At 65.5% G+C, this 13,449-nt stretch carries 10 protein-coding genes; 3 read left to right on the top strand and 7 right to left on the bottom strand.

The genetic code is table 11. From position 1 onward, the window contains the following. Positions 1-14: 14 nt before the first annotated feature. From ACIQLF_RS02085 to ACIQLF_RS02060, 6 genes are read right to left on the bottom strand one after another with little or no spacing between them, the layout of a single operon-like run. On the bottom strand, positions 15-1,460 hold the full coding sequence (locus ACIQLF_RS02085; RefSeq protein ID WP_400293934.1) for an NAD(P)/FAD-dependent oxidoreductase: 1,446 nt from the start codon (positions 1,458-1,460) through the stop codon (positions 15-17). A gap of 11 nt (positions 1,461-1,471) precedes the next feature. Then, the gene (locus tag ACIQLF_RS02080) at positions 1,472-3,145 is read right to left on the bottom strand and encodes a dipeptide ABC transporter ATP-binding protein (protein WP_400293933.1); all 1,674 of its coding nucleotides are present in this window, start codon (positions 3,143-3,145) and stop codon (positions 1,472-1,474) included. Continuing rightward, on the bottom strand, positions 3,142-3,999 hold the full coding sequence (locus ACIQLF_RS02075; protein WP_400293932.1) for an ABC transporter permease: 858 nt from the start codon (positions 3,997-3,999) through the stop codon (positions 3,142-3,144). Before ACIQLF_RS02075 ends, ACIQLF_RS02080 begins: the two co-directional genes overlap by 4 nt. Beyond that, entirely contained in the window at positions 3,996-5,000 is a 1,005-nt protein-coding gene (locus ACIQLF_RS02070; protein ID WP_400293931.1) for an ABC transporter permease, read from the bottom strand. Before ACIQLF_RS02070 ends, ACIQLF_RS02075 begins: the two co-directional genes overlap by 4 nt. Before the next feature lie 7 nt (positions 5,001-5,007). Continuing rightward, positions 5,008-6,639, bottom strand: a complete 1,632-nt coding sequence (locus ACIQLF_RS02065; protein WP_400293930.1) for an ABC transporter substrate-binding protein — start codon at positions 6,637-6,639, stop codon at positions 5,008-5,010. Positions 6,640-6,652: 13 nt separating this feature from the next. Continuing rightward, on the bottom strand, positions 6,653-8,332 hold the full coding sequence (locus ACIQLF_RS02060; protein WP_400293929.1) for an amidohydrolase: 1,680 nt from the start codon (positions 8,330-8,332) through the stop codon (positions 6,653-6,655). 153 nt (positions 8,333-8,485) lie between these two features. On the opposite strand from ACIQLF_RS02060, the gene ACIQLF_RS02055 reads away from it, so the two are divergent. Then, positions 8,486-9,151: a TetR/AcrR family transcriptional regulator gene (locus ACIQLF_RS02055; RefSeq protein ID WP_400293928.1), complete on the top strand. Its 666-nt coding sequence runs from the start codon at positions 8,486-8,488 to the stop codon at positions 9,149-9,151. 208 nt (positions 9,152-9,359) lie between these two features. Here the strand turns inward: ACIQLF_RS02055 and ACIQLF_RS02050 are convergent, their stop codons facing one another. Beyond that, on the bottom strand, positions 9,360-10,991 hold the full coding sequence (locus ACIQLF_RS02050) for an ABC transporter substrate-binding protein (protein WP_400293927.1): 1,632 nt from the start codon (positions 10,989-10,991) through the stop codon (positions 9,360-9,362). Positions 10,992-11,367: 376 nt separating this feature from the next. Here ACIQLF_RS02050 and ACIQLF_RS02045 point away from each other — a divergent pair, with 376 nt between their 5' ends. Further along, positions 11,368-12,036, top strand: coding sequence for a TetR/AcrR family transcriptional regulator (locus ACIQLF_RS02045; protein WP_400293926.1), 669 nt, complete (start codon positions 11,368-11,370; stop codon positions 12,034-12,036). A gap of 88 nt (positions 12,037-12,124) precedes the next feature. Then, positions 12,125-13,360 carry a CynX/NimT family MFS transporter gene (locus ACIQLF_RS02040; RefSeq protein WP_400293925.1) on the top strand — a complete coding sequence of 412 codons (1,236 nt, stop codon included), beginning with the start codon at positions 12,125-12,127 and terminating at the stop codon, positions 13,358-13,360. Positions 13,361-13,449 lie beyond the last annotated feature (89 nt).

Below are 13,449 nucleotides of genomic sequence, written 5' to 3'. Positions count from 1 at the left end.
GTTTTCGATGATACTCACGAGTCGAACCCCATGCCCACGGCGTCCATGGTTTTCAGGAACAGTCCGCGCTCGCCCCCGCGGCGGTCGGCGCGGGCCAGGGCGGTCGTCATCATCTTGACGCCGATCCAGGCTGCCGGTTCCGGAGGGAAGGGCAGCGGCTTCTTCTTGACCATTTCAAGGTTGGTCAGCTCGTTGTCCTTGCCCTCGAGCAGGTCCAGCATGACCTTGGCGCCGAAGCGCGAGGCACCGACGCCCAGGCCGGTGAAGCCCGCGCAGTAGGCGACCTTGCCCTTGTAGGCCAGGTCGAAGAATGCGAAGAAGCGGCTGCAGGAGTCGATCGCGCCGCCCCAGGCGTGCGAGAACTTCAGGTCCTGCAGTTCCGGGAAGGTGGCGAAGAAGTGCGCGGCAAGCTTCCTGTACGTGGTCTCGCTGTCGTAGTACTCGGGGTTGACCTTGCCGCCGAAGCGGTAGATGGCGTCGAAGCCGCCGTAGAGGATGCGGAAATCGCCGTTCTCGTCGACGATCGGGCGCGAGTAGTGGAAGCGGTTGTTCAGGTCCACGAGCCCGTGCAGGGTTTCCCAGCCGATGGCTTCGCGCTGCGCCTCGGTCAACGGCTCGGTGACCAGCACGTAGTCGTAGACAGGGACGGTCATCAGCGCGTTGCGCTTGAGCAGCGACGGGAAGACGTTGGTGGCCAGGGCGACCTTGGAGGCGACAACCTGGCCGATGGCAGTCTTGGCGACGATCTTTCCGCCGTTTTCCTCGATCTCGGTGACCTTGGACTGCTCGAAGATGCGCACGCCGAGCTTTTCGCAGGCGGCAAGCAGGCCCCAGGCCAGCTTCGCCGGGTTCACCAGGACGGTGTCGCCGCGGCTCCACGCACCCGAGATGAAGGCGTCGGACTTGATCATCTTCGAGGTCTCTTCGCGGTCCAGGTAGACCGTGTCCTCGCCGTCGGCTTCCTCGCGCAGCCAGGCGTCCTGGTGCGGTTCGGTGGCGACGGCCAGCGCGCCCTCGCGGTACAGGTCGCATTCGATGCCGTAGCGTTCGATGGTCTCGATCAGCTCGGCAAGGTTCTCGTTGCCGAGCTCGGTCAGCCGGGCGTTTTCCTTGGGCAGGTGCTGCTCGCCGTTGGATTCGCCGTGGACCAGCGAGGCCTCGCAGAAACCGCCGTTGCGGCCCGAGGCCTCGGAACCGACCCAGCCGGCCTCGAGGAGCACCACGTCGGTTTCCGGGTTGCGTTCCTTGGCCTGCAGTGCGGTCCACAGCCCGGTGTAGCCGCCGCCGACGACCAGCAGGTCTGCGGTTACGGAGGCGCGCAGCGGTTCGCGGATGCCGGGACGCAACGGGGAATCGAGCCAGTACACGGCCCGCTTGGTGTCGCGCAACGATGCGGCGCACAGTGCCGGGTCGATGGTTTTTTCGGCGTTCTCGAAGAACGTCGGTTTTGATGTAGTCATTGCCTGTTTCTCTAGAGACTGTTGTTCTGCGCCGGCTCCAGGTCCCCGTCGAGCGGGTCCTGGTCGTTGACGCCATGGCCGCCGGTGGTTTCCCAACGCGGGCGAGGCACCGAGGCCAGCAGGGTCTGGGTGTAGGGGTGCTGCGGGTTGTTCAGCACCGCGCCGGTCGGGCCGCTCTCCACGATGGCGCCGTTTTGGACCACCAGCAGCTCGTCGCAGATTTCCCCGACGATGGCCAGGTCGTGGCTGATGAACAGCACCGCGACGCCGCTTTCCTTGCGCAGCTTGTTGACCAGCTCAAGCACCTGCGCCTGGACCGACACGTCCAGTGCGCTGGTTGCCTCGTCGAGCACCAGCAGGCGGGGGCTCAGGGCCATGGCCTTGGCGATGGCGACGCGCTGGCGCTGGCCGCCGGAAAGCTTGCGCGGGTAGAGATTCGCGTGCTTTTCCTCAAGGCCCACGGATTCAAGCAGTTCCTTGATGCGGGCCTTCATGGCCCTGGCATCGAGCTTGTAGTGCAGCTTCAGGACCGTTTCCAGTGCCTTGGCCGGGGTGAGCCGGGAATCCAGGGACTGGTAGGGGTCCTGGAACACCATCTGGACGCGCGAGGCCGTCTTCAGCCGGCGTTCCTTGGCGCTGCCGCCCGTGACCCCGCCACCGACCATGGTCATCTCGCCGCTGTCGGCGTGTTCCAGGCCGGCCACGATGCGACCCAGGGTCGACTTGCCGGACCCCGACTCGCCAACGATCGCCAGGCCGCCGCCGGCCGGAATGGCCAGCGATACGGACTTCAGCGCCTCCACCGGCGGCTGCCCGTGGATGTGGTAGGTCTTGGAGACGTTGTCCACGCTCAGCACGGGGGCCTCGGTGGACTCCGTACGGTGCGCGCCGGTCTTCGGGGCACCCTGCATGCTGGGCGTTGCCGCAACCAGCTGCTTGGTGTAATCCGAGACGGGGCGTTCGAAGACCTGGCGGGTCTCGCCGTGCTCCTGGACCACGCCGTGGCGCAGCACGTAGGTGCGGTCGGCAATGGACGCGGCCAGGGCCAGGTCGTGGGTGATGAAAAGCATGCCCATGGAGCGCTCGCGCACCGCGTTGGAGAGCAGCTGGATCACCGCTGCCTGGGTGGTGACATCCAGGGCGGTGGTCGATTCGTCACAGATCAGCAGTTCCGGGTCGTTCATCAACGCGCCGGCGATCATGACGCGCTGCAGCATGCCGCCGGAGAATTCGTGCGGGTACTGCTTCATGCGGGCCTCGGGATTGCTCAACCCCATGGATCCGAGCAATTCCACGGCTCGCGCCTCGAGCGCGGCCTTGTCGGCACCCGGCACCTGCATCATCGGTTCGATCAGGTGGGCGCCGAGGGTGCGCACCGGGTTGATGGACGAGCGCGGGTCCTGGAAGACCATGGCGGCGCGGGTGCGGCGCATGGTGCGCAGCTCGGCCGGGGAGGCCTTGAGCACCTGGACGCCCTCGAGGTCGATTTCCCCGGTGACGTCGGCCGAGGAGGGCAGCAGGCCCAACACGGCACGGGCGGTCAACGACTTTCCGGACCCCGATTCGCCAACCAACGCCACGGTCTCGCCGCGCGCGATGTGCAGGGACACCTTGTCCAGCAGCAGGGTCGAGCCCGTGGGCTGGTTGATCTCTATGCTCAGGTCACTGATGTTTAAGAGGTTCATGCGAAGGGATCTCCCAGCTTGTCCGAAAGCCAGCCGCCAACGGTGTTCACGGCCACGACGACGAGCACCACGGCCACCGACGGGATGATTGCCGGCATGAAGTTGCCGCTGACCAATGCGGTCTGGCCTTCGTTGATCATGTTGCCCCAGTCGGCCTGTGGCGCCTGGATGCCAAGTCCCAGGAAGGACAAGGCCGCAAGTTCAACCAAGACGTAACCGAAGTTCTGTGTGGTCTGCGATCCGACGACACCCAATACGTTGGGCATGACGGCGCGGGTGGCGATCCATGGCGCGGAGAATCCCTGCACCTTGTAGGCCGAGACGTACTGGCGGTTCTTTTCCGTGGCCACCAATTGGCGGGTCAGCCGGCCGATGTACGGGGTGTACGCGATGGACATCGCCAGGACCGGGGCGATCAGCCCCTTGCCGAAGAGGGCAACCGCGAGGATTGCCAGCAGCAGGCCCGGGAAGGCCAGCACGATGTCGAAGACGCGGCTGATGATCGCATCGACCATGCCGCCGGCCCAGCCGGCCCACAGGCCGATCAGCAGGCCAAGGATCGAGGAAAGCAGGACCACGAAGGCCGGGCCGGCAAGCGCGGTGCGCGAGCCATGGATCATGCGCGAGAAGATGTCGCGACCCAGAGCGTCGGTGCCCAGCCAGTGCTGGGGCGTCGGCCCGGAGTTGACCCGCAACAGGTCCACTGCCGCGGGCGGGTATGGTGCCAGCAGCGGGGCAAAGACGGCGGAGACCACGACGATCACCAGGAATGCCGTGGCGAGGATCAGCCCCCACCGACGGTTTTTCAGCGACAGGCGTTTGATCGGCAAACGCGGAGCAACTTGGATGGTCATCGTGCTCCCTCCCCCGCCTTGAGGCGTGGATCGATAACGGGCCCCAGGAGGTCAACCAGGGTGTTGATGGCTACGAATGCGGTGACGACGATCAGCACGATCGCCTGCACCACGGGGAAGTCCAGACGGTCCACGGAGGCAACCAGCAGGGATCCCAGTCCGGCCAGGCCGAAGGCCTGCTCCACGATCGAGGAGGACACCAGCAGGCCGGCAACCAGCAGGCCGCTGACGGTGAGGATCGGGCCGGTGGCGTTGCGCAGCACGTGGCGGGTCACCACAGCCACCGGGGTGATCCCGCGGGAACGGGCGACCTCGACGTGCTCGCGGGAGAATTCCTCCACCATGGCCGAGCGCGTCACGCGGCCCACCACGGCGATGAAGGACAGTGCCAGCGCCAGCGAGGGAAGGACCAGGTGGTAGACCATGTCCCAGAACCCGGTTCCCGATCCGAAGGAGGGGAAGATGCCAAGCTGCACCGCGAAGACCGCGACCAGGACGATGGCGCCCACGAAGGACGGGATGGCCGCCAGCGCCGACATGGACGCCACGATGGCGCGGTCGGCCCAGCTGCCGCGCAACAGCGAGGCGGTGATGCCTGCCGTCAGGCCAAGCAAGCCGATCATCAACCCGGCCATGACCACCAGGCCCAGCGTGACGGGCAGGCGGTTCAGGATCACGTCGGTGACGTCCTGGCGGTACTGCAACGAGCGGCCGAAGTCGCCCTGCAGCACGCCGGTGATCCAGTGCCAGTATTGCTCCAACGGGGGCTTGTCCAAGCCGTAGATGGCGGTGACTTCCGCGATCGCCTCCGGGTTGGGGCTTCGCCCGCGCAGCAGGAAGCTGACCGGGTCCCCTGGCACCAGCCAGCGGGAGAAGAACACGATCACCGAGGAAACGAACACGGTGAAGAGGAATGCGCCGATCTTGCCGGCCGCGAGCTTCAGCGCCGCGAGGCCCGGGCGCCGGAGGCTGGTACCCCCGGGCGCCGGCGGGGTCGCCACGGCGAGGTTATTTTGCGCCAATTTGGGCCGCCCATGGGTAGTACAGGTAGTTCACCGACGGTGAGGCACCCGTGATCTTGTTGTTCATCCAGATATTGGTCGGGCTCTCATAGAGCGGCAACCAGGGAAGTTCCTTGTTGGCAATCTTTTGCGCTTCGACCGCTTTGGCCATGCTCTTGGCCGGGTCGGTGTTCTGCAGTCCGGCGTTCGTAGTCTTGTCGAACTCCGGGTTGGACCAGTTGCCGTAGTTGGAGAAGTCCCCGGTGCGCAGGATACTGAACATCTCCAGCGGGTTCGCGGTGGAGAGGTACCAGTTGGTGTAGAACAGGTCGGTTCCCTCGCGGGCCGCCGGATCCGAGAAGAGCGAGGTGTACGCGCTCGGGGTCACCGTGTTGATCGTGGCCTTCAGACCGATCGACTCCGCCGCGGCGGCGGTCGCCTGGGCCACCACCGCAAAGGCGTTGCCCATTGGCGCGGTGGTGATGGTGATTTCCTGGCCAGAGACACCCTGTTCCTGGATGATCTTGGCGGCGGCCTCGATGTCATAGGGGTAGTCGACCAGGTCCTTGAACGCCGCTTCCCTGGTTGCGGCATCTGCCGATCCCCAGACGGATTCGGCGGTCAGCGAGTTGGTCCGGGTGGCGTAGCCGGCTTCTGCGGCCTGTGCCAGACCGTTGCGGTCAATGGCCATCATCAGGGCCTTGCGGACCTCCGGGTTGCCCAGCGGGCCCTCCGAGTTGGAGACAACCAGGTTGCTCACCGAGGAGTTGAGGCCGAAGAAGACCTTGCCGGCACCGGAGGCGTTCAATTCGCCGATGGCATTGGGCGGAAGCAGCCAGCCGCCGTCGACCTCGCCGGACTTCAGGGCGTTGGTGCGGGCCACGGGATCGGTTTGGATGACAAATTCGAGCTCCTTGGCCTTGGCCGAGAGCTTCTTGTCCCAGTAGCCGTCGAAGCGGGCGAGGCTGATGTTCTCGCCGCTCTGCCAGCCCTTGAACTCGAACGGGCCCGTGCAGTTCACGCCGCCGGTGGAGTTTCCGTAGTCGCGCCCGGATTTTTTCAGGGTTGCCGCCGATTCGATGACGCCCGCGGCACCGGACATTGTTTCATTGAACAAGGCGTCCGGAGCCTTGGTTGTCACGGTGACCTGGTGGTCGCCGGTCTTCTTGATGTCCTTGACGTTGGAGTAGGCCGCGTACCAGAACGAACCAACGGCCGGGTCCAGATGGCGGTTCATTGAGTAAGCGACGTCGTCCGCGGTCATCGTGGTTCCGTCGTGGAACTTCACGCCCTCGCGAATGGTGTACACCCAGGTGGTCGGGGTCGGGTTCTCGAACTTGGTGGCCAAGCCCGGGGAGACGCTCATGTCTGCATTCAGGCGCAGCAGCGATTCACAGACGTTGGCCAGGACCTGGTTGTCGGCGTAATCGAAGGCGTAGGCGTAGTCCAGCGAGTAAGGCTCGGCGTAGAGGGACCAGGTCAGCTTGTCGAGTTCGCCGGACGGGGCCGGGGTGTTCGCGGTGAGGTCGAAGCTGGGCTTCGCCGCGTTGGTTCCGGCCTCGCCCGGGGAGGCCGAGCAGGCGGCAAGAGCCAGGACGGCGCTTGCCGCGAACGCGAGTTTGAGAGGCTTCTTAATCATGTTCTTCAGGGCCTTACTTGGATGAAACGGGGACATCGGCTGCTGCGTAGACGCATTCACCGTCGATCCAGGTGGAGACGACACGGCTGCGGTGGATCTCCTGCGCCGGGACCTCGAAGGGGTTGGGGGAAACGACCGCGAGGTCGGCGTAGTAGCCCGGGGCGATGTGCCCGGTGACGTCGTCGCGGTGGTTCACGAACGCGGTGCCGGAGGTGTAGGCGGCAAGGATCGTGGACAGGTCCAGGCGCTGCTTTTCACCGCCGAGGGGAACGCTGTCGTTTTGCGGGGAGATGCGGTTCACGGCGATGTGCGACCCGGCGATCGGGTCGGCGCTGGAGACGGGCCAGTCGCTGCCGGCGGCGAGCTTGGCGCCGCCGTTGAACAGGTCGCCGAACGGGTACTGGCGGTCTTGGGCGGATTCGGGCATGAACGGCAGGGTCAGCGTGTCCAGCTGGTCCTCGTGGCAGGCCCAGAGCGGCTGGAGGTTTGCCACGGCATCGAGGTCGGCGAAGCGTGCCGCGTCGACCTCGGACACGACCTGCAGGTGGGCCAGGTGGTGGCGCTGCTTGCTCGGTCCGTTGGCGGCTCGGGCGGCTTCGAGTGCGTCCAGCGCATCGCGCACCGCACGGTCGCCCAGCGCATGGAAATGCACCTGGAAGCCGGCGGCGTCAAGGGCGGTCACATAGGTGGCCAGGTCCTCGGTGGAGATGAAGGACAGCCCCTTGTTGTGGGTGCTGTGGCCGCACTTGTCGCGGTAGGGCTCGATCATGGCGGCCGTGAAGTTCTCGGCAATGCCGTCGACCATGATCTTCACGGTGCCCAGGTTGAACCGGTCGGGCAGGCCCAGCGCCTCGGCCTCGGCACGGGCCTCGATCATCTTCTCGACCTGTTCCAGGCCTTGGTCGCGCTTCCACCACTGGGCGCCGCGGACGCGGACCTTCAGCCGGCCGTCGGCGATCAGGCGGTAGTAGGCGTCCTTGGGATCGGGGATGCCGGCACCTGCGCCGACCATGGCGTCCTGCCAGCCGGTAATGCCCTGGGCGATCAGTTCCTCCTGGGCGCGGGCCAGCCCGGCCACCAGAAGGTCGACGGTGGCAGCCGGGGCGTGCGCTTCAACCAGGCCCATGGCCCCCTCGTGCAGGGTACCTGCCGGCGAGCCGTCGGCCAGGCGCTCGATGCGTCCGTCGGAGGGGTCCGGGGTGTTTGCGTCCAGGCCGGCGGCGCGGAATGCGGCGCTGTTGACCCATATGGAGTGGTGGTCGCGACTGGTCAACGAGACCGGGCGGTCGGGGACAACGGCGTCGATGAGCGAGGCCAGCGGTGCGCCACCCTCGTAGTGGTCCATGGACCAGCCGGCACCCTGGATCCATGCGACCTCGGGGTTTGCCGCGGCGTAGGCGGCGACGAGCGCGACCGCTTCCTCGGCATTGTCGGCCTCGGTCAGGCTGCACTGGAGCAGTTCGGTGCCTCCACCGGTCGGGTGGATGTGCGAGTCCTGGAAACCGGGCAGCAACAGGGCGCCGTCCAGATCGATGATTTCGGTGCCGGGTCCGATGTGCGCCTCAAGCTCGTTTTCGGGCACGACGGCCGCGATGCGGCCGTCGCGGACAAGCACCACCTGTCCCGTGAGTGGTTCCCCGGAACCGGTAAAGACACTGCCCCGGTGGAATGCGACCTCCGCGATTTCCTGCATGTGTGACCCTCATCTCCATAGTCTGTTGGGTAGAACACTATGGGAGGTCAACGCGCCTGTCAATGCTGTTGACAGATCAGTTGTCATCATTGAATGTAGGGTTGATGGAGAAACCACCAAGGCCCGTCAGCAACGGGAAGAACGGAGGCCCGCGTGGCAGGCGGATCGTCAAAGGCAAGGGGCACCAAGGCCCCGCTTGACCGCGACGTTTTTATCGATGCGGCACTGCGCATCGCCTCGCGTCCGCACTCGTTGTCGTTGACCTACCGCGATCTGGGGAACGAGCTCGATGTTGATCCGACGGCGATCTACCGGCATTTCCAAAGCAAGGAGAGTCTCCTGCAGGAACTGCTCGACAGGGTCTACCAGATGGCCCTCGCCAGAATGACCGGCCGCGCAACGGCATGGGAGGGGCGCCTGGTCGAATTCGCGACGTCGACCCTCGATACCTTTCTGGAGTACCCCGCCATCGGGGTGTCGGCGACGTCGTTGACCACCGGCGGGCCCGGCGAGCTGGACAGCATGGAACTCATGCTCTCCTGCTTCTCCGAAGCGGGCCTGAACGGCCGGGCCGCGGCCGAGCAGTACGCGATCTTTGGCTCCTACGTCCTTGCCGGGGCCGCCGGGTTGGCCCGGGACCAGGGCGACACCGCGGGCGGCGGATCCTACGAATGGTTTGCGGGCCCCATGCTGGCGGAGCCTACGCACCACCCGCTGGCCGCCTCGAGCCGCGACCACATTCTGGCCCTTGAGCAGCGGAAAATCTTCCTCGCCGGCGTCAAGCAGATCATCGCCGCGGCAAAGGCAGCGGCCCCATAGGCGTCCTGCCCGCATGGCCCGGCCGCCCATCGACCCGCCGGGAGCGTGAGGCACAGCGTGAGGCAACGCTGCCCGAAGGCCCCACCGACAGGAGACCCGGCACCCATGGCCGGGCGACGAAAAAGCTTCCCGGCCCGATATCCGTTTCGGACCGAGAAGCTTCTTCATTTGATGCGTGGACTACCCATCCGGGCAGTTCGGCTCGTGGTTACTTCGCGCCGATCTTCGCCGCCCACGGGAAGTACATGAAGTTGATCGACGGCGAAGCGCCGGTGATCTTCTTGTTCATCCACATGACGTTCGTGTTCTCGTAAAGCGGTAGCCACGGCAGTTCGGCATTGACGATCTTTTGGGCCTCAAGCGACTTGGTGAACCGCTCCTTCGGGTCCATGGTCTGCAGCCCTTCATTGACGACCTTGTCGAATTTCGGGTCGGACCACTTGCCATAGTTGGCGAAGTCGCCGGTGCGAAGGATGCTGAACATCTCCTGGGGGTCGCCGATCGAAAGGTACCAGCTGGTCATGTACAGGTCGGTGCCCTTGCGGGCCTCGGGATCGGAGAAGAGCGCGGTGTAGGCGCCGGGGGTCACCGTGTTGATCTTCATCTTCAGGCCGATCGACTCGGCCGCGGCCGCGGTGGCCTGTGCGACAACGGAGAAGCTGACGCCCATGGGAGCCGTGGTCAACGTGAGCTCCTGGCCCTCCACGCCCTGTTCCTTGATGATCTTGGCAGCGGCCTCGACATCGTAGGGGTAGTCGACAAGCTCCTTGAACGCCGCGTCCTTTGTTGCCTGGTCGGCTCGGTTCCACACCGATTCGCTGGTCAACGAGTTGGTCCGCTTGGCAAACCCGGATTCGGCAGCCTGGGCCAAGCCCGTGCGGTCAATGGCCATCAACAGCGCCTTGCGAACCTCCGGGTTGCCCAACGGTCCATCGGGGTTGGAAACCACCAGGGAGTTCACGCTGGTGTTCAGCCCGAAGAAGACGTCGCCAGCCCCCGAGGCATTGAGCTCGCCCACGGCGTTGGTGGGAACCAGCCAGCTGCCATCGACCTCGCCCGACTTCATGGCGTTGACGCGTGCCACGGGGTCGGTCATGATCACGAAGTCAAGCTCCTTGGCCTTGGCCTTCAGGTCCTTGTCCCAGTAGTCGTCGAAGCGGGTGAGGCTGATCTTTTCGCCGCTTTGCCACTTCTTGAACTGGAACGGCCCGGTGCAGTTCACGCCACCGGTGGAGTTGCCGTAGTCGGCACCGAGCTTCTTGAAGGTCGCAGCCGAACCGATGACACCGGCGGCGCCGGACATCGATTCATTGAAGAGCGCGTTCGGGACCTTGCTGGTCACGGTGACTTCATTGTCGCCGGTCTTCTCGATGCTCTTTACCCTGTCGTAAACCGAGAACCAGAAGGAACCGACCTTCGGGTCAAGGTGCCGCTCCATCGAGGCCACCACGTCGTCGGCGGTGAGCGTGGTTCCGTCGTGGAACTTCACGCCCTCGCGAATGGTGTAGACCCAGGTTGTCGGCGTCGGGTTCTCATACTTCGACGCCAGACCCGGGGAAATCGACATGTCGTCATTCAGGCGAACCAGGGATTCACACACATTGGAAAGAATCTGGTTGTCCGCGTAGTCAAAGGCGTAGACGTAATCCAGCGAGAACGGTTCGGCGTACGTCGCCCAGGTGAGCTTGTCCAGCTCGCCGGACGGAGCCGGGGTATTGGCAGTCAGTTCGAAGTTGGGCTTGACGGCCTCGCCGCCGCCACCGCCCGGGGAGGCCGAACAAGCAGCAAGTGCAAGGACGGCACTCGCCGCCAGCGCAAGCTTCAGGGACTTGTTTCTCATTTTTCAGGCTCCTTGCTCAGATGGATCAGATCGGTCGTCTTCAAAGCAAACACAATGGCCACCGATCCCGGACGTACGGGATCCAGCCAAGGTCGGCAACCCTTGGGGGAAACATAATGGGTATGGCCAAATTCGCCACGCAGCAGGCCATGGTGCCGCCCGCCGCCCCGCGGAACCGCAGGAAATCCCCGTGCCCAAATCGCCGCGTCACAGAATCCCCACGCATGTGACCCCCGTCTCCTTAGAGTGCTAGCTATGACACTAGGTGCCGTCAATGTCGCTGTCAATGATGTTGACATATACGTTGTCAGCATCGAATGTAGGATGATCGGAGAAACCAACTGATCCCGCCCCGGCGGGTAGAACGGAGGCCCGCGTGTCAGGCAAATCATCCACGGGTAAGCCAGCCAAGGCGCCGCTGGATCGCGAAGTCTTTGTCGAAGCGGCGTTTCGCCTGGCTTCCCGACCCCACACGCTGACCCTGACCTACCGCGACCTCGGCAAGGAAGTCGGCGTCGACCCCACCGCGATCTACCGGCATTTCCAAAGCAAGGAAAGCCTCATGCAGGAGCTGCTGGACAGGCTCTTCAAGATGGCCCACGCCAGGATGACCACGTCGACTTCGCAGTGGGAAGACTGTCTGGCGCAATTCGCCGCTGTCACGCTCGACACCTTCCTGGAGTACCCCGCCATCGCCGTGACAGCGACAACGCTGACCACCAGCGGGCAGGGGGAACTCGACAGCATCGAGCTCATACTCTCCTGCTTCTCCGAAGCCGGCTTGCAGGGCAGCGCCCTGGCCGAGCAATATGCGATCTTCGGCGCCTACGTGCTGGCCGGCGCAGCCGGGCTGGCCAGGGACCTGGCGGAATCCTCCGACTCGGAATCCCACGAATGGTTCGCGGGCCCCTTGCTTGTCGACCCGGCACGCAATCCATTGGTCGCCGCGATCCGCGACGAGATCCTGGCCCTGGACCACCGGGAAATGTTCCTGGCCGGCGTCCAACAGATCATTCAGGCGGCACGGGCCAAGAACAAGGCCTGAGCATGCCGCGCGGACACCGCGACACCTCTTGGGCGTCACGGCCCGGCCGTGGAACAATCCGAAGCTCTGCCCAACGAAGGACCGACCGGTGACCACTACCCAAGCACGCCTCCAGGAAACCCGGGGCGGCAACGCCGCGTGGATCACCGTGGTGGTCGCCGGCATCGCCGCGGCGCTGCACATCTGGAAGCTGCCCGCCGCGCTGCCGCTGATCCAGGAGACCCTGGGCTTTTCGCTGCTGACGGCCGGGGCGCTGCTGGGCATCGTCCAGCTTGCCGGCATGGTCGGCGGCCTGGCCGTCTCCCTACTGGCCGAGGTCATCGGCGCGCGCCGGACCCTGGTTCTGGGGCTGCTGTTCCTCAGCGCCGGCTCGGCGATCGGCGCACTGACCACCGGGGCCGGGATGCTGTTGGCCTCGCGCGCCATCGAGGGCGTCGGCTTCATCGTGGCGACGGTGGTGGGGCCCGGTCTGATCAGGTCCCACACGCCGGCGCCGCGGGTCAACCTGGCCGTGGGATGTTGGAGCGCCTACCAGGGAACCGCCACGCTGGTGGGCCTGCTGGCCAGCGCCTTCTTCCTGCAGGTCGCCAGTTGGCAGTCCCTGTGGTGGATGATGGCGGCTGTCGCCCTGCTGCCCGTCCCGCTGGTCTTGCGCCTTGTTCCGGCGGACCCCGCTGCGGGTGCCGGCGGCGCCCGCACGGCGCTCGCCCGCATTGGCATCACGGCACGCTCGGGGCGGGTGTGGATCGCCGGATTGGCCTTTGGCTGCTACACGATCCAGTGGATGGCGGTGGTCGGGTTCCTGCCCACCGTCTACGCGCAAAGCGGCCTCACCGGGGTGGGTCCGGGCGCTGTCACGGCCGTGGTGGGCGGGCTCAACGCCGTGGGCGCCGTCGTCACTGGCCTGTTCCTGCAGCGCGGGGCGCCGGCCCGCCTGATGCTGGTCCTCTCCTTCGTGCTGATGGCCCTGACCAGCCTGCTGACCTTTGCCGTCGACTGGACGCAGGTCCCCGGCGGCTTTGCCTGGCAGGTCGCCTGCGTGGGGCTTTTCTCGTTCTTCGGCGCCATGGTCCCGGCGACGTTGACCCGCATGGCCGTGGATCTTGCGCCCGAGGGAGGTTCGGCCCCGGCGGCCATGGGATTGATGCAGCAGATCTTCAACATCGGCAACTTCACCGGACCCATGCTGGTGGCATGGCTGGCCGTCGCGACCGACGGCTGGTCCTCCACCTGGTGGATGACGTGCGGCTTCGCGGCGATCGGCATCTTCCTCACGATGGTGCTCCTGGGCCGGCGCGGCGCCCTGCATTTCTCCCACGGCTAGGGCCCGCCTGCCTTCCTTCAATCCCGCGATGGATCCGTTGTGCCCGAAGCGCCGGATGCCGCGAACCCCGGGCCGGGGTTCGCGGCGTG

This window comes from Paeniglutamicibacter sp. NPDC091659 (genome assembly GCF_044756805.1).
Taxonomy (GTDB): Bacteria; Actinomycetota; Actinomycetes; order Actinomycetales; family Micrococcaceae; genus Paeniglutamicibacter.
This window is presented reverse-complemented; position numbering and strand designations above follow the sequence as displayed.